General features: G+C 64.3%; 13 protein-coding genes and 1 pseudogene. 8 read left to right on the forward strand and 6 right to left on the reverse strand.

The window, feature by feature from the left end:
- Window positions 1–118: 118 nt before the first annotated feature.
- Both HH213_RS30305 and HH213_RS24805 read left to right on the forward strand, forming a co-directional pair.
- Window positions 119–820, forward strand: coding sequence for a hypothetical protein (locus tag HH213_RS30305; protein WP_229263142.1), 702 nt, complete (start codon window positions 119–121; stop codon window positions 818–820).
- A complete protein-coding gene (locus HH213_RS24805) occupies window positions 817–2,250 on the forward strand; it encodes a hybrid sensor histidine kinase/response regulator (protein ID WP_229263143.1) in 1,434 nt (477 codons plus the stop codon). The genes HH213_RS30305 and HH213_RS24805 overlap by 4 nt, the downstream gene beginning before the upstream one ends.
- 9 nt (window positions 2,251–2,259) lie before the next feature.
- Here HH213_RS24805 and HH213_RS24810 read toward each other — a convergent pair whose 3' ends face one another.
- Together HH213_RS24810 and galB are read right to left on the reverse strand one after the other, a co-directional pair.
- A complete protein-coding gene (locus tag HH213_RS24810) occupies window positions 2,260–4,254 on the reverse strand; it encodes a glycoside hydrolase family 43 protein (protein WP_169114024.1) in 1,995 nt (664 codons plus the stop codon).
- 26 nt (window positions 4,255–4,280) lie between these two features.
- Complete coding sequence (gene galB, locus HH213_RS24815) at window positions 4,281–6,956, reverse strand: beta-galactosidase GalB (protein ID WP_169114025.1); 2,676 nt, start codon at window positions 6,954–6,956, stop codon at window positions 4,281–4,283.
- Between the two features lie 112 nt (window positions 6,957–7,068).
- On the opposite strand from galB, the gene HH213_RS24820 reads away from it, so the two are divergent.
- The gene (locus tag HH213_RS24820; protein WP_169114026.1) at window positions 7,069–8,073 is read left to right on the forward strand and encodes a LacI family DNA-binding transcriptional regulator; all 1,005 of its coding nucleotides are present in this window, start codon (window positions 7,069–7,071) and stop codon (window positions 8,071–8,073) included.
- Here HH213_RS24820 and HH213_RS24825 read toward each other — a convergent pair.
- Window positions 8,070–9,596 (reverse strand): cryptochrome/photolyase family protein, encoded by a 1,527-nt coding sequence (locus HH213_RS24825; RefSeq protein WP_169114027.1) that lies wholly within the window; start codon window positions 9,594–9,596, stop codon window positions 8,070–8,072. The two genes, HH213_RS24820 and HH213_RS24825, sit on opposite strands and share 4 nt — an antisense overlap.
- Window positions 9,597–9,605: 9 nt before the next feature.
- Window positions 9,606–10,535 (reverse strand): MerR family transcriptional regulator, encoded by a 930-nt coding sequence (locus HH213_RS24830; RefSeq protein WP_169114028.1) that lies wholly within the window; start codon window positions 10,533–10,535, stop codon window positions 9,606–9,608.
- Window positions 10,536–10,629: 94 nt separating this feature from the next.
- On the opposite strand from HH213_RS24830, the pseudogene HH213_RS30710 reads away from it, so the two are divergent.
- A pseudogene (locus HH213_RS30710) lies at window positions 10,630–10,749 on the forward strand (NAD(P)-binding protein); the annotation flags it as partial.
- 15 nt (window positions 10,750–10,764) lie between these two features.
- On the forward strand, window positions 10,765–11,151 hold the full coding sequence (locus HH213_RS24835; protein WP_229263144.1) for a hypothetical protein: 387 nt from the start codon (window positions 10,765–10,767) through the stop codon (window positions 11,149–11,151).
- Here HH213_RS24835 and HH213_RS24840 read toward each other — a convergent pair.
- Entirely contained in the window at window positions 11,094–13,118 is a 2,025-nt protein-coding gene (locus tag HH213_RS24840; RefSeq protein ID WP_308494512.1) for a TonB-dependent receptor, read from the reverse strand. The genes HH213_RS24835 and HH213_RS24840 overlap by 58 nt on opposite strands.
- A gap of 319 nt (window positions 13,119–13,437) precedes the next feature.
- Here HH213_RS24840 and HH213_RS24845 point away from each other — a divergent pair, with 319 nt between their 5' ends.
- The 3 genes from HH213_RS24845 to HH213_RS24855 are packed head-to-tail and all read left to right on the forward strand — an operon-like array spanning window position 13,438 to window position 15,673.
- Window positions 13,438–13,722 carry a DUF3649 domain-containing protein gene (locus HH213_RS24845; protein ID WP_371875683.1) on the forward strand — a complete coding sequence of 95 codons (285 nt, stop codon included), beginning with the start codon at window positions 13,438–13,440 and terminating at the stop codon, window positions 13,720–13,722.
- Complete coding sequence (locus HH213_RS24850; RefSeq protein ID WP_169114031.1) at window positions 13,719–15,311, forward strand: PepSY-associated TM helix domain-containing protein; 1,593 nt, start codon at window positions 13,719–13,721, stop codon at window positions 15,309–15,311. The genes HH213_RS24845 and HH213_RS24850 overlap by 4 nt, the downstream gene beginning before the upstream one ends.
- Window positions 15,308–15,673: a DUF3325 domain-containing protein gene (locus HH213_RS24855; protein WP_169114032.1), complete on the forward strand. Its 366-nt coding sequence runs from the start codon at window positions 15,308–15,310 to the stop codon at window positions 15,671–15,673. Before HH213_RS24850 ends, HH213_RS24855 begins: the two co-directional genes overlap by 4 nt.
- A 2-nt stretch (window positions 15,674–15,675) precedes the next feature.
- On the opposite strand, the gene HH213_RS24860 is transcribed toward HH213_RS24855, so the two are convergent.
- Window positions 15,676–16,965: a M20/M25/M40 family metallo-hydrolase gene (locus tag HH213_RS24860; protein ID WP_169114033.1), complete on the reverse strand. Its 1,290-nt coding sequence runs from the start codon at window positions 16,963–16,965 to the stop codon at window positions 15,676–15,678.
- Between the last annotated feature and the right edge of the window lie 7 nt (window positions 16,966–16,972).

Below are 16,972 nucleotides of genomic sequence, written 5' to 3' on the forward strand. Positions count from 1 at the left end.
GCTCATGAAAGGATATAATCAAAAGCTTATGCCGTCGGTTCGGCTCTTTTTCTTCTGATTCTTTACATCTATGCCCACTCGGCCCCGGTTTTTGTTCCCTTTGCGGTACTTGTTGATCATGCTGACCGCGATCGGACTGCTGCCGTTGGCGCTGCTGGGGGCGTGGGGTATCCATACCGCCAGCGGATACCAGCAGCGCGAGCAGGAACGGCTGATGCTGGACCTGGCGCGCGCGGTCTCCAGCGCTGTCGATGCTGAACTGGACGGCGTGGTGTCGACGCTGACCGGCCTCGGTCATTCTCCTGCGCTGCAGGACGGCGACCTGCGGGCCTTCTATCAGGTGGCGACCACCCAGGTCAAAGCGCAACCGGACTGGGTGGGCATCATCTTGACCGATGGCGCCGGCAAAATCCTGTTTCGTACCATGGACGACTACGGCGCGCCGACCGGGGCGATCGTCGATCCGGACAGTCTGCGCGCGGCGCTGTCGTCGCAACGGCCGGTCGCCGGCCGCATCGCCCGGGGCGTGCGCGGCCGTGCTGCGTTTCCTGTGCGGGTGCCGGTAACCGCCGCCGACGGCAAGCTGTACACCCTGACGGCGGTGATACGCCCGGACCGCATGTCGCGGCTGGTGGAGCGCCAGCAGGCGCCCGGCGGCGCGATTACCGCGATCCGCGATGGCGCGCTGGCGGTGGTGGCACGCTCGCAGAACCAGGAAAGTTCGGTCGGGCTGGCGCCCAGCCCATCGCTGGTGCAGTTGATGCGCGCGCACGGCGAGGAAGGGGTCGGTCTCGCCAGTACCCGCGAGGGCAGGATATGACGGCCGCTTATACCACCAACTCGCACTATGGCTGGGCGGCGGTGGTGGCGCGGCCGGTCGGCCAGGGGCACGATGCGGCGTTCCAGAGTCTGGGCATGTACGGCGCCGGCATTCTGGTCTCGCTGCTGCTGTGTTTCGGCCTGGCGTCGCTGCTGTCGCGCCGCATCGTGTCCGCCATTGAGGGCCTGCAGGCCGGCGCTGCGGCGCTTGCCTCCGGCGCGCCGCTGGTGATAGCGCCATCATCGATTACCGAGATCGTCGACATCGGCAAGGGGCTGGAACAGGCCGAACGGCAGCGCAGCGCCCGGGAACGCGAACGCACGTCGCTGCTCGATTCGCTCAACCTGGCGCTGGACGAAGCGCGTCAGGCCGGCCGCGCCAAGGATGAATTCCTGGCGGTGCTGGGCCATGAGCTGCGCAATCCGTTGAGTCCCATCGTCACTTCGCTCGATCTGCTCGACCGCCGCGATGAACCGGCCAGCCGCAAGGAGCGGGGCATGATGCGGCGCCAGGTCAGCCATTTGCGCCGGTTGGTCGATGACCTGCTGGACGTCTCGCGCATCACCTCCGGCAAATTCGAGATCGACGCCCAGCCGGTGAATCTGGCCGAGGTGGTGCGGCACGCGGTGGCGGCGGCGCCGGAACAATCGCTATCACTGTCGGCGCCGGAGTCGCTGTGGGTGCAGGGCGATGACAGCCGCCTGACGCAGGTGCTGAATAATCTGCTGTCCAACGCCGCGCGCTTTGGCAGCACCGCAACCGAAGTGACGCTGTCCAAGGACGGCGACAACGCGCGGCTGGTGGTCACCGATAACGGCATCGGCATGAGCGCCGAATTGCTGGCGCGCGTGTTCGAACCGTTCCAGCAGGCGCCGCAATCGCTGGCGCGGCGTACTGGCGGCCTGGGTCTCGGCCTGGCTATCGTGCGCAAGATCGTCGCGCTGCATGGCGGCCAGGTGACGGCCAGCAGCGATGGCGCCGGGAAGGGCAGCCGCTTTGAAGTGACGCTGCCGCTGGTGGCCGCGCCAGTGAACGCGCCTTCGCCGGCACATGCCAGTGGCCCCGGCGGTCTGCGCGTGCTGCTGGTGGACGATAACATCGACGCCGCCGCCACTGGCGCGGCGCTGCTGGAGCTGATGGGCCATCAAGTCCGCGTGGCGCACAACGGCGCCGGCGCACTGGAAGCGCTGCGGCAGCAGATGCCGGAGGTAGCGATTCTCGATATCGGCCTGCCCGACATGGACGGTTACGCGCTGGCGCGCGCGATGCGCCAGCAGGCCGCCGGCACGCCGGTGCGGCTGGTGGCGTTGACTGGCTACGGTCAGAAAGAAGACGTGGAGCGCGCCTACGCGGCCAACTTCGACCTGCATCTGACCAAACCGGCCACGCTGGCGGACCTGCAACGCGCCACTGCGCCGATAGCGTCGTAGTGGCTTAGCCTATTTCACCAGCGTCCAGATGAAGCGTACCCCGTCCTTGCCATCTGGTGCTGGACCGGGGCTGTCGGCCTTCACCGCGCCATTTTGCGGATCGATGCGTAAATAGCGGTTGGTCGCCAGCGACATCAAGATCAACTCACCGGTCGGCGTCTCCATCCACTGGAAGCTTTGCGCCACACCCGGCCGCACCTGCTGGAACGACACGCTGCTATCCGCCGCCACCGTCACATAACTCGGGCCGGATTGCAGGGCGGCGCGGCCATAGCCCATGTCCACCACCGTTAGCGGCGTTTGCAAACCGGCGCTGGAACCAAGGCGGATCTGCTGGCCATAAGGGATAGGCCGCATCAAGCCACGCGGATTGGGCTGCGCGATGTCGATACTGGCGAAATCCGCCATGCCGCCATTCTGGTTGCCGGTGTTGTAGGCGAACAGCGCGTAGCGCACGCCCTGGAACGTCGTCAGCTGGAAGATCATGGTGAATTCGTCGCCGATCGGCCGGTAGTTCTCGCCGTCGAGCGAATAGCTGAAGCGCGCCTTCTCGGTCAGGAAGTCGCAGTCAGCGCGCAGCCAGACCTTGCTGGCATTGAGGGGGACGCGGGTACTCATGTTGCGCGCCTGGTCAAATAACACTAGCGAGAGCTTGTTTTGCTTCTTTTCCACGCCCATCGTGGCGTAGGGCAGGTTAAGCAGGCCGAGTCCGGCGACATCGTTCTCCAGCAGGCGCGCCGCGTCCAATGCCACCGTGGGCGAGGACTGCGGGCCGATGGCGCGCTGGGTCAGCGTGTTGCGCGCTTCCCAGAACGACGACGCCGGCAGCGCATGCAGCCGCAGGAAGCCGGGACGTTCGGTCAGCGACCATTTGTCGTCCACCGGCGCGTGGTTCCATTGCCAGATAGGCTTGAGCGTGGCGTCGGCAAAATCGTCACTGCGCGTAAACGGCGTCCTGACCTGCTGCGGCTCCGCCACGCGCGGCTTGATCCAGGTGCGCGGATTGCGTCCCAGGTTGCCCGGCAGGCCGAAATATGGCCAGCCATCCTGCCACGTTACCGGCGCAAGACTGAGCAGGCGGCCGACCGAGTTATAGTCCATCATCGAGAAGCCCCACCATTCGCCGGCCTCGGTCACCACAATACCGCCCTGGTGCATGGCCGTGATGTCGCGCGCGGCGGGATTGGGCGGCGTAACTTCAAACGGATACTGCTTGTTCTTCAAACGATAGCCGCCCACCATGCCGAAGCCTTCGTCCTTGCTGATCGCCTGATTGACTTCATACGGTCCAAATACGCGGTTTGCGCGCGCGGCTGGCATGCGGAAGCCGCCGGCGTAGTTGGAACTCAGGATGTAATAGCGGCCGGCGATCTTGTACAGGTGCGCGCCTTCGCCCATGCCGTCGGTCTTCGAGAACAGCACCTGTTCGGTGTCCGGCACGATGTCCAGCAGGTCATCGGTGAGCTGGGCGATGTGCAGGTCCTGATGGCCCCAGACAGCATAAGCCTTGCCGTCATCGTCAAACAACACCGACAGGTCGTGCAGGCTGCGCTTCATCTCCCAGTGTGCCCACGGTCCACGCGGATTGATGGCGGAGTAAATCTGCGTGGCGCGTCCATTGACGTTGGTGAAGATGTAGAACACGCCGTTGCGATAACGCAGGCTTGGCGCCCAGATGCCCTGGCCGTAGATGTTCTTGCCGTCTTCGAGGCGGTAGGCAGGGCCGAAGTCCAGCCGGTCGGCCGCATAGCCGAGGAACTCCCAGTTCACCAGATCCTTGGAGCGCAGCACCGGCAGGCCGGGCATGGCGTGCATGGTGGTGCCGGTGAGGTAGAACCAGTCGTTGACCCGGATGATGTCCGGGTCGGAGAACTCGTCGTAGAACAGGGGATTGGTGAAGGTGCCGTTGCCGTTATCCGGCGTCCAGGTGCGGGGCGCCGGCTGTGCATGGGCGGTGAGCGACAGCGCCGCCAACAGCAGCGCTGCATACATGGCTTTCTTCATCGATTCCCCGGTTGGTTATTTATTTGTTATTTGCTACGCAATTGTACCTCCGCACTGCGCAAACCCTCTGCACTGGCGCGTACCGTGATGGCGCCTTTCTGTCCCGGCCTGGCGCGCACGATGGCTAGCGCCAGGCCGTTGAACGCCGCGCGCTCGGGCGACTTGAATGATTCGAGGTTGGTGGGATCGCCGTTATCGGTCGCCACCAGTTCGCCGGCGCCTTCCACTGTGAAGCGGATGCGCTGGTCCGCGCGCGGAGCGGTGACGCCATTGGCGTCGGTCACGCGCACGGTGATGAAGGATAGGTCCTGGCCATCGGCGGCGATGGTGCTGCGGTCGGCTTTTGCTTCCAGCTGCGCTGCCGCTTGCGCCGTCTTCACCGTATCGCGTGCCCACTCCTTGCCGTCCTTGTAGGCGACCACGCTGATCTCGCCCGGTTCATACACCACATAGTCCCAGCGCAGGCGGTACTCATACGGCGCTTTCTTGCGGCGGCCCTGCGATTTACCGTTGACGAACAATTCCGCCTCGTCGCCCGACGTGAACAGGTGCACCGGCGTCACTTCGCCCACGCGCTCCGGCCAGGTCCAATGCGGCAGCAGGTGCGCGAGCGGCAGCTCCGGCCGCCAGCGTGACTGGTACAGGTAGTACCGGTCTTTCGGGAAGCCTGCCAGATCGATGATGCCGGAGTAGGAACTGCGCGCGCCGTAGTAGGGCGTCGGCTCGCCGAGATAATCGAAACCGGTCCAGACAAACTCGCCGGCCACGTAAGGGTTCTGGTCCTGCGCCGCCCACGAACGGTCGGCCGAGCTGCCGAAATCGGCGGCAAACAATTCATAGGCGCTCACCTGCTGGCGCTTGGGATCACCGCCGGCGCCAGGCCGCACCGGCGCGCTGATCACGCCCGGCACTGGAAACTGGTACTCGCCACGGCTGCTCAGCGCCGACGCGCTTTCGGTCGACAGCATCATCTTGTCCGGGAACTTCTGGTGGAAGTTGGGGAACTGGCCGGGCAGGCTGCGAATGCCGGCGCCCTGATAATTGAGGCTGATGACGTCCACCGTTGCGGGCAAGGGCATGTCGGCCTTGGCGTAGTTCATGGCGCCGGTGACTGGGCGGGTCGGATCTTCTTCGTGCGCGATGTCCACCAGCTTTTTGCCGATGGCCGCGCCGGCGTCGCCGGTATACTGCTCACCGACTTCGTTCCCCACGCTCCACATGATGATGGACGGATGGTTGCGGTCGCGGCGCAGCATGGCGCGCAAATCCTGTTCGTGCCAGTCAGGGAAAATCAGGTGGAAGTCGAGCGGCGTTTTCTTGCGTTCCCACGAATCGAATACTTCATCCATGACCAGGATGCCCATGCGGTCGGTGAGTTCCAGCAGTTCCGGCGCCGGCGGATTGTGGCTCATGCGGACCGTGTTGGCGCCCATCTGCTGCAGTATCTGCAGCTGCCGCTCGGCGGCGCGCACGTTGAAGGCCGCGCCCAGCGCACCCAGATCGTGGTGGTTGTTGACGCCATTGATCATGATCTTTTCGCCATTGACGAACATGCCCTGGTTGGCGTCAAAGCGCAGCGAGCGAATGCCGAACGGCGTTTCCTGCGTATCCACTACTTTGCCGTTGCGGCTGATGGTGGTCACGGCGAGGTAGCGGTTGGGACGCTGTTGCGGCAGCGGTCCCCACAAGCGTGGCTGCGTCACGCGCGTGCTGGCGTTGGCGGTGGCGCTGCTGCGCGCATTGACGCTGACGCGCTGGACCGGCAGCGTGGCGACCACCGAGCCGGTGCGCTTGCCGTTGTCGTCCAGCGCGTACAGCTGCGTGCCGACGTCCAGCGTGGCCGCATCCTTGCCGTCGTTGTCGACGGTGACCGCCAGTTCGACGTGCGCTGATTCGGCCGACACCTGCGGCGTGCGCACTACCGTGCCCCAGTGGGCCACATGCACCGGATCGGCGACCGTCAGCCACACATTGCGGTACAGGCCCGCCCCCGGATACCAGCGTGCCGATTCGGCCGGGTTGTCGAGACGGATCGCCAGTTGATTGACGCCGCCCGGCGTGACATAAGGCGTCAGGTCGAGGCGGAAGGAGTTGTAGCCGTAAGGCCAGCCACCCACCAGCCGGCCGTTGAGCCACACGGTGGCATAGGACATGGCGCCGTCGATGTCGAGGAAGATGGACTTGCCTTTGTCGCGCGCGGGAATGTCCAGCTTCTTGCGATACCAGGCCGGGCCCCAAGTCTGCAAACGTCCCATGCCGCCGTACGGGCCAGTGGCGAGGAAGGGGCCTTCGATGGCCCAGTCGTGCGGCAGCGTCACCGCGCGCCAATCGCGGTCATCAAAGCCGGCGACCAGCAGTGGCGGTGGCGTTGTGGTGGAGCTGGCTGGATCGGCAGCCGGCCGTTGCGCGCGGCGCGCGGGGTCGGCGACGAAGGCGTTGCCGCTCGGGAGTATCCACGGCTTCAGCAGGCCGTCGCTGGAGCGCTGCACTTTTTCCGCCTCGTCCGGACGCGCATCTGCCACTTTGCCGTCGGCGCTTTGCTTGATCTCGGGCCGCACATCGTATTGCAGCTGGTCTGCATAGCCTTGCGGATCGCCGCGCTGGAAACGCCAGCCATCGTTGATGGCGTGGCGGTCGGCGGCCAGCGACGTCAGTGGCAGCAGGGCTGCCAGCGTCAGGCCCAGGTAACGATGCGGTCTCAAGATGTCTCCTTTTTATGGTTATGGTAGCGCAATCATTTTGGAGTGTAGGTAGTTGTGAGGGCGAAGTCAATTGGATAGAATGATTCCGCTATCAACAATCACGAAAGAACCGATGCCTGCCACCCCCGTCACACTGATCGATGTCGCCAAGGCGGCGGGCGTTTCGCCGATCACGGTATCGCGCGCATTGAATGAGCCGCATCTGGTGAAGCCGGCGACTTTGGCCAAGGTGCAGCAAGCCGTCAAGCTCACCGGCTACGTAAAAAATATGCTGGCCGGCGGTCTGGCTTCCAGCCGCAGCAAGCTGGTGGCGCTGGTGCTGCCGACCATCTCGACGCAGACGTTCGCTGAAATGGTGCAGGGCGCGACCGACCGCCTGACCGCCGCCGGCTACCAGCTGCTGCTGGGGATCGTCGGCTATGAAACCTGGCGCGAAGAGATTCTGGTCGAGACGATTCTGAGCCGGCGGCCGGACGGCATCATCCTCACCGGTTCACTGCACACCGACAGCACGCGACAGCGCCTGCTGCAAATCGGTACGCCGGTGGTGGAGGCGTGGGATCTGACACCGCATCCGATCGACATGGCAATCGGCTTTTCGCACGAAGAAGTGGGCCATATGTGCGCGCAGCATTTGCTGAAGCAGGGCTACCGCCGCTTCGCCATGCTGACCGCGAACGACCCGCGCGCCGGCCAGCGCACGCAGGGCTTCCAGGTAGCGATTGCGAAGCATGGCGCCAGCGTGATCGCCTCGCATGTGGTGCAGGCGCCGGGCGCTTTGCCGCAGGGCCGTCTCGGCGCGATCAAGCTGCTGGACGAGCATCCGGAACTGGACGCGATTTTTTGTAGCTCGGACACGCTGGCGCACGGTGTGCTGATCGAGGCGCAAAGCCGCGGCCTGCGCGTGCCGCAAGACCTGGCCATCATGGGCTTCGGCGATCTGAATTTTTCCGAGTACACCAATCCGCCGCTGTCCACTGTCAAGGTGGATGGCGCCAAGATTGGCGCATTGTCGGCGCAAGCCTTGCTGGACCGGCTAACCAGCGGCGCCGAATCAGCGCAGGCGGAGCGCGTGGTCAACACCGGCTTTGAACTGATCCAGCGCGGCAGCACCTAGAGTTCTGCCACCCCGGCGCGCAGGTCGGCCGCTCGTTCGCGCAGTGCGGCCAGCGCGCCGTCATCCATGCGCCGCAGCTGCTGGTAGACCATGCCAAGACGTTGGTTGTTTTCCAGCGTGTCCCGGTTGCGGTCGAAGAAATCCCAGTACAAGGCGTTGTACGGACAGGCGCGTTCGCCGAGACGCGCCTTTTTGTCGTAATGACAGCCCTTGCAATAATCGCTCATGCGGTCGATATAGGCAGCGCTGGAGACGTAAGGCTTGGTGGCCAGCAGGCCGCCATCGGCGAACTGGCTCATGCCCAGCGTGTTGGGCAGTTCCACCCATTCGAAGGCGTCGATGTAAATCCCCAGATACCAGCGATGCAGCTCTTGCGGCGACAGGCCGGCCAGCAGCGCGAAATTCCCGATCACCATCAGGCGGTTGATGTGGTGGGTGTGCGCATGCTCCAGTGACTGGCCGACGGCCGCCGCCACGCAGCGCATGCGCGTTTTGCCATCCCAGAACCACCATGGCAGCGGGGTATTGTGGCCGAAGGCGTTCAGTTTGTCGTAGCCCGGCATGCGGTGCCAGTAGACGCCGCGCACGTATTCGCGCCAGCCTAGGATCTGGCGGATGTAGCCTTCGGCCGACGCCACCGGCACCGCGCCGTCGCGCCATGCGGCTTCCACCCGTTCCACCACGGTGCGCGGTGACAGCAGCTTGACGTTCATCGCAAACGACAGCAGCGAGTGAAACAGGCGCCAGGCCTTGACGCTCATCGCATCCTGGAAGCGACCGAAGTGGGGCAAAGCCTGTTCAACGAAGTTGTCGAGCTGCTGCAAGGCTTCCTCGTGGTTCAGCGGCCAGGCGAAGTTTTGCGCATTGGGTTCACCGAAGCTTTTGGCGCCGGAAGCCTGGATGGTGTCCCACAATGCGCTGTGATCGTGGCGGCCGCGCCAGTCGGAAGGTTCCCACGGCAGGCCTTTCCAGGCTTCGCGGTTGTCGTGGTCGAAGTTCCACTGGCCGCCGGCAGGTTTGCCGGTTTCTGACATCAGTATGCCGTGCTTGCTGCGCATGCGGCGGTAAAAGTGCTCCATCAGCCAGCTATTGCGGCCTTCGAAGATGCGGGCGGCTTCGTCGCGCGCGGTGTAGAAATGCTCGGTGTCGTCCATCCATGCGGGGATCGACAGGGCGGCGGCGTAGTCGGCCAGCTGGCGGTCCAGCCGCCATTCGTCCGGCGCTTGCCAGTGGAATTCTGTAGCCTTGTAATGCGCCAGCAGGTAGTCCAGATTGTCGGGCAGAGACTGACGGTTGTTGGTGTCGTCGATGGAGAGGTAGTGCACGCGGTGGCCGGCGTCTCGCAGGCGCCGGGCAAAGTCGCGCATGGCGGCGAAGATGGCGATGATTTTTTGTGCGTGATGCAGCACGTAGTCGGTTTCCTGCCGGACTTCCATCATGACGAAGACTTGATCGTCCTGCGGGTGGGTGAACCAGCTGTGTGCATGATTGAGCTGGTCTCCAAGTAGTAGTTTGAGTCTCATCGTTTCCTGTCATCTGGCTGGCATGGGCAATCCCTCCGCGTACGCCAGTCGTTCTAGTGCGTCTTCCATCAGCATGCGGGCGTGACCGGCGCTGCGGGCCAGGTCATCGTGCATGGCAGCGTCGGTCGCGTTGCGGTTTGCGCACTGCGCGCTGTAGCGTTCAAAGCTGGTCAGCATCAGCAGGATGTCGGCCAGGTGGCGCGGGCATTCGCAGTTGATGCTGGACGAGGCAGCTGCCAGCGCCGCCAGTTCTTCATCGTTCAGACGGCGCGGCGCGGCCGGCTTGGTCGGCCCTGGCGGCGGCAGCGCGGCGCCGGTGAGGGCGGTGTTGCACAGCACCGCTACTTCCGAAGCATCCGACGGTGAGCGCGCCACCAGGCAGCCGTGTTCGCGCAGGCGCCGCACAGTGGCGCTGTCGCAGAACCTGTACAGCACTACGGTGGCCTTGGCGGGCACGGCGCGGCGCAAGCTGCGTATTTGCGGCATGGCGTCGGCCGTCATTTCAGGCGCTTCGATCAGCAGCACGTCGGCGCTGGCGCCGGCCAGTTCCTGTTCTGCGTCGTCCAATTGTGCGCAGACGGCGACGATGTCCAGCAACGGCGTGGTACGCGTGGCACTGAGACGTTGGGCCAGCGCGGCGCCGACCACGGCCAATTTTAACGACTGCACGCCGCTGGCCCGCTGCACGCCAGCGAGGGCGGCCAGTTCGGCGGCATCCAGCCTGGCGACGGTGCCGATGGCGTGGCCCTGATCGACCACGCGCTTCAGCAGCCCAAGCCGGTGTACCTGTTCGGAAGAATAGAGGCGCTGGCCCTGCGGCGAACGGTCCACATCGGACACGCCATAACGGCGTTCCCACACGCGCAGCGTTTCCACCGGCAGTCCTGCCAGGCGGGCGGCTACGCCGCTGCGATAGCCCTTCGTCATTTTCTGGTTCATTCTAGCGATCCTCCATACCCAAATGCTAGCATGAACCGGGATTGAACCGGCCTTGATGCGCTCACCGGCGATAAGCGCCGATATACTTGCAAATATGAAGGCGAATATATTCAATGTAGGGGTAGTGGGCGCCGGTCTGGCAGGCATGTCATGCGCCCGGCATCTGCAAAGCGATCTATATAAAGTGACGATGTTCGATGCCAAGCGGCTCAGTCCCGGCGGCGTTGACTTGACTATTCGTCAGGGCATGACGATCTACGACATCTGGCATGAAGGCGGCTGGCGGCTGGCGTCGCTGGAGACTGGCGCACTCGGTGAGAGGTTTGACGCACTGATGCTGGCGTTGCCGGCTGCGCAAGCGTCGGCCTTGCTCGCGCCACTGTTGCCGGCGACGGCGATGCAAGTGGCGTCCATGGAACCATCGGCAGAACATTGTATCTGGCTGCCCGCAGTGCAAGTCGGCGTGTGTGGCGGCTGGCTGCGCGGCGATCATGAGGGCGATGCGTGGCTGAGCGGCAGGGCGCTTGCGGCCCGGATGCTCAGCCAGCGTACGGCGGATCAGAACTCGGTGGACGCGGTCAGGCCGAAAGTACGCGGTGCGCCGAGCACCAGATAGCCGGTGCCTTGCGAGCCGCCGGCCGAGGCCCAGTAGTTCTTGTCGGTGACGTTGTCCACGCGGGCGCGCAGCACCACGCTGTGATCGGCCACCTTGAGCTCATAGCGCGTGCTCAGGTCCAGGCGATTCCACGACGGCAGTTGCTGCGTATTGGCTGCATTGGCCCACTGCGACGACGTATGCAGCACGCGCGCCGAAACGCTAAAACCGCGCACGCCCGACACATCCCAATCCACGCCCACGTTCATCTGCGTATCCGGCACGCCAATCACGTCCTTGCCGTCGGTGAGACCGCCTGCGGTACGCTGCTGTGTGGCGTCGAGCAAGGTGGCGCCGCCCAGCACGCGCAGGCCGCGCAGCGGTTCACCGTAGGCCGTCAGTTCCATGCCACGGTTACGCTGTTCGCCTTCGATGCCGACCACTTTGGTGGTCGGATTCAGCACACTCATAGGCTGGCTGGTGGTGAACAATGCAGCGGTGGCGCCATAGCGGCCGCCATCGAACTTGACGCCGGCTTCCTTCTGCACCGATTTGTAAGGCGCGAAAATCTGGCCGACGTTGACGGCGGTAGAGCCGGCAATCGCGCCTTGCTGCAAGCTCTCCACACGGTTGGCGTACACCGATACCTGCGGCGTGATCTTGTAGACGATGGCGGCGATCGGCGTATTGGCGCCTTCGTTGTAGTAGGCGTTTTGCTTGCCGGTGTTGTAGGCAAAGCCTTGCTGCCTGATGTTCTGATGGCGCACACCGACCGTGGCCAGCAGCGTATCGTTGAAGAGGCCCATGCTGTCCACCACCGCCTCACTCACCAGCGTCACCTTGTTGGTGGTGCGCGGGTCGGCCATGCTGTTGCCGAAGGTGGTCAGAGTGGGCAGCGTCAGCACCGACGGGTTGTAAAGGCTGGTGTTCTGGTAGGCCGAGGTGGCGTAGGCGTTACGCGAATCCAGGTCGAAGCCGGTGGTGGTCAGCGCCAGCTTGTGGCTGACCGGACCGGTATGCAGTTCTGCGCGGACGCCCAGTTCACCGGTCTTGATGTGATCTTCACGCGCATTGTCGAAACGGCGCAGCTGACCCGCGCCGGCGGCGGTGGTCAGGTTCAAGGTGCTGCCCAGGCGGTTCAATTCATTGCCCTGGCGGCCGCCGAAGGCAGCCCAGGCCACCACGTCCTTGCTGATGTCCCATTCGCCGCGCAGCGTGCCGAAGACGTCGCGCTCACTGGAAAAGTCCCATGGCTGGCCGTAGTTGGCCGCGGCATCCGGCGCCGCAGGCACGGCCAGGCCGGCGCCGACGTTGACAGCCGGACGGGCGTTGTACAGCTTGCTGTTCTGCCAGCCCAGATCAGCCGACAGGCGGAAGCCACGGCCGCGATAATCGGCGCCGATGGCGGCCATTTGCAGGTCGCGGTCTTCGTTGTCGACGCCGGAGCCGCCTTTGCGCTGCACGGCGTTGACGCGCACGCCGAACCGTTTTTCATCGCCGAAGCGGCGCGCGATGTCGGTGGCCAGATAGGTCTGCTTGCCGGTTTGCAGGCCAGCCGACACTTCGTTGAGGTCGGCGTTCGGTGCGCGTTTCGGCAGCAGATTGATTGCGCCACCAATACCGCCGCCGCCCGGCGTCGCGCCGTTCAGGAAGGTATTGGCGCCACGGAAGACTTCCACGCGCTCCAGCAATTCGGCGGCGATGTACTGGCGCGGCAGCACGCCGTTCAGGCCGTTGTAGGCGAGGTCGTCCGAGTTGACCGGAAATCCGCGGATGATGTACACCTCCTGGTAGTTGCCGAAGCCGCGCGCCACGCGCACGCCGGGATCGCTTTGCAGCACGTCGGCCACGCTGTGTGCCTGCTGGTCTTGGATGAATTGCTGAGTGAAATTGGTGCTGTTGAACGGCGTATCCATCAAATCCATGGTGCCGAGCAGGCCGACGCGGCCGCCCTTGGCAACCTGGCCGCCACCAAAAGTCTTGGACAAGCCGGCTGCTGAAGCGTCGGCAGAGGCGCTGATGACGACCGACTGTACCGGTTCATCGGCGATTTGTGCGCGGGCGGGAAGGGTATAAATTGCGGACAGGACGCAAAGCGTCAAAGGTGAGAGGCGAGGCATGATAGTGTGGTTGTGTTGAGAATGATTGCTATTATCATTCCTATTGTAACCGCTGTGTTCTACTAAAAGTACTAGATTGTGAACTCGCAAACTTGACAAATTCGTCATCATCTCAATAGAATGAGAATAATTATCAATTACATTTAAGCTTACCTTCCCCCGCCGGCAATCAGGTAACACCCTCTTCATGATGCAAATCCTGATGCACTACCGGCTTGCCGTCGCCTCGCGCGCACTGGCAGCCATCGGCGGCGGCTACGCTGTCTCCTCGCTGGCGGTTACTGCCCTTGCACTGATACTTCCTGGCCATGCGGTCGACCGCGTGGTGGCCGCGACGCTGACCGGACTGGTGGTGATGCCCTGCGCCGTGATGTGGTGCTTTGCCGCCAGCACCGCATTGAAAGCCTGGCTGGGCCTGCTGGTTGCCGGCCTCTTGCTGGGCGCAATCATCTGGCTCGCAGGCGGCGTATGAAAGAGGGCTTCCGTCAATCGATGGCATGGCTGCACACCTGGTCCGGCCTGCTGGTAGGCTGGGTGCTGTTCATGGTGTTCTGCTGCGGCACCATCAGCTATTTCCGCGACGAGGTCACGCTGTGGATGAAACCCGAGCTACACCAGGCGTCGCACGTCGTGGTAGAGCAGGGCGTGGCTGCGACCCGCATCCAGCAATTGCTGGAGCAGCGCGCGTCAACCAGCCCGCGCTGGTTCATTACGCTGCCGAGCGAGCGCGAACCGAGCGTGCGCGCCAGCTGGGCCCCGGCGCCGGCTAAGGATGGCGCCAAGCCGCGTGGCCGTCGCCGTTTTGAAAACGTCAGCGTCGATCCGGTCACCGGTCAGGAAATGAGCACGGCGCGCGAAACGCGCGGCGGCGATTTCTTCTACCGCATGCACTTCGACATGCATTACATGCCGGTGATCTGGGCACGCTGGATCGTCGGCATCTGCGCCATGTTCATGCTGGTGGCGATCTTCTCCGGCATCGTCACGCACAAGCGCATCTTCAAGGACTTCTTCACTTTCCGGCCCGGCAAAGGCCAGCGTTCGTGGCTGGATGCGCATAACGCCACCGCCGTACTGGCGCTGCCATACCACCTGATGATCACCTACACCGGCCTGGTGACGCTGATGTTCATGTACCTGCCACAAGGCTTGAACGCGGTCTATCCGGAACGCGACGCCTTCTACGCCGACCTGAATGGCGGCCCCCAAGCCGACGCCAAAGCCAGCGGCATCCACGCGCCGCTGACGCCTTTGGCGCCGCTGGTGGCGCAGGCCAGCAAGCTGTGGGACGGCGCGCCGGTTGGCCGCATCACCGTCAATCTTGCAGGCGACAGCGCGGCCAGCGTCACCTTGACGCAGCAGGATGCGCACGGCATCAGCAACAACCTGCCAACGCTGACCTTCGATGGCGTCAGCGGCGGCCTGCTGACCGACATGACCAAACCCGGCGGGGCGGCGGTGGAAACGCGCGGCGTACTGTATGGCTTGCACATCGGCCGCTTCGCCAGCTCGCTGCTGCGCGGCCTGTTCTTCCTTTCCGGCCTGGCTGGTTGCGCGATGGTGGCTACCGGCGTGCTGCTGTGGGCCGTCAAGGAACGCCCCAAGCATCTGAAAGCGCGCGCCAATGGCAGCATCGGTTTCGGCCTGCGGCTGGTGGATGGCCTGAACCTCGGCGGCATCGCCGGCCTGCTGATTGCGATGAGTGTGTTCTTTTGGGCGAATCGTCTGGTGCCGGTGGGATTGCAAGGACGGCCGGATCTCGAAATCCAGTGCTTCTTCACCGCATGGGGCATTGCCGCCGTATTGGCGCTGGCGTTCCCGGTGCGCTGGATGTGGCGCATCCAGCTGGCGGTAGCGGGCGTGCTGTTTGCGCTGCTGCCGGTGCTGAATCCCCTGACCGGCGGCGCCGGACTGTTTTCCAGTATGGCGCAAGGACTGTGGCCGGTGGCGGGCTTCGACCTGGTCGCGTTGCTGTTCGGCTGCACGTTGCTGTGGGCCTGCAAGCGACTGGGCACCGCCAAGGCGCCCGTCAAGATGAAGATGGCGAAGGTGGCGGCATGATGGCGTTGATGAATGCTTTGGCGATTATCGCCGCGCTGTCCAGCGCCGCCGGCGGCTTTGCGTCCCTGAGCCTGGCCATGGACCGTCACTGGGAGGCCCTGCATGGCCGCGGCAACCTGCCGAGCGACCGGACGCGCCGCCGGCTGCGCTGGGCGGGCAGTGGCGGCTTGCTGGTGTCGCTGCTGGTGTGTCTTTCCGTCTGGGGACTGTCTCAGGGCTGGCTCGCCTGGGCCGGCATGCTGACCGCTTCCGCGATCGGCCTAATGCTGGTGCTCAGCTACGCCGCGCGCGTCATGGTGCGTGTCGGCTGGGTGGCCGGCGGTATTAGCATCGTCACGCTAGCACTGCGCGCTGCGCTGTAAATTTATTTGACCAACGGGGCGGCCACACCCTGCACGCCGGCCAGGCCGAGGATGGTTAGCAAGACGTTCTGCGGCCCGGTGTGGGCGTTCTGTGCCGACCACCATTCCAGTTTTTCGGAGTGATAGCCGCCGGAGCTGCCGCCGCCGGACATGGTAATCGCCGGCACGCCAAGGCTCATTGGCAGGTTGGCGTCGGTGGAGTGTGGTCCGTCCAGCAGTGCAGGGCGGCCTTGCACCTTGGCCGCCGCCAGCGCGGTGCGGACGATCAGCGCATCAGCCGCCATCTGGCCTGCCGGACGGTCGCCGATCAGCACCACGTCTGCGGTGATGGCCTTGCTGTTCCAGCGCTGGTTGGTTTCATCCACGCCTTGCTGGATAGCGGCCTTGATCTGCTGTTCCACCTTGGCCAGCAGCGGCGCGTCGGCCGAGCGGATATCGATCAGCATCGAGGCTTCGGCGGAAATGCTGTTGACCGACTGGCCGCCCTGGACCACGCCCACATTGAAAGTCACTTTCGGCTGCGAAGGGACGCGCACATCGTCGATATGGGCAATCACCCGGCCGGCCGCATGCACGGCCGACGGCAGACCGAAGCCTTCGTAGCTGTGACCTCCCGGTCCGTGCAGGGTAACTTTAAAACGGCGGCTGCCGGTGCCGATGTAGGTCACCGGATCGCCGTCCGTGCCCAGCGCCGGTTCCAGGCCGACGAAAGCCTTGATGTCCTTGCGCTGGCTGAACAGATACTTCACGCCTTTCAGATCGCCCAGTCCCTCCTCGCCGACGTTGGCGACGAACAGCACGTCGCCTTCGGTGCGTACGCCCGCGTCGCGCATGGCGTGGACAATGGTCAGCATGGCGGCCAGCGAACGGCCGTTATCGGCGATGCCGGGCGCGTACAGGCGGCCGTCTTTTTCATGCACGGTGAGATCGGTGGCAGCGGGGTAGACGGTGTCCAGGTGCGCGGCCAGCACGATCACCGGGCCCTTGCCGCTGCCGCGCCAGGCGCCGATGACATTGCCCGCGTCGTCGATGCGCACGTCTGCCAGGCCGGCGGCTTTCAGGCGCGCTGCATAGTCCCTGGCGCGCGCGGCTTCGGCGAAGGTTGGCGCCGGGATGGCGTTGATCGCCAACATAGCGGTCTGCGTGGCCGGTTCGTTTTTCTCGATGTAGGCCAATGCCTGTTTGACCGACGGCTGCGCGGCGATGCGCGCCATGGCTTGTTCTTGCGCCTTGTCCTGTGCCTGCGCTGGCAGGATGGCGGCGATGGCGAGGCCGAGTAGCAGCTGTTTCATGAAGCTC

The organism is Duganella dendranthematis (assembly GCF_012849375.1).
GTDB lineage: Bacteria > Pseudomonadota > Gammaproteobacteria > Burkholderiales > Burkholderiaceae_D > Rugamonas > Rugamonas dendranthematis.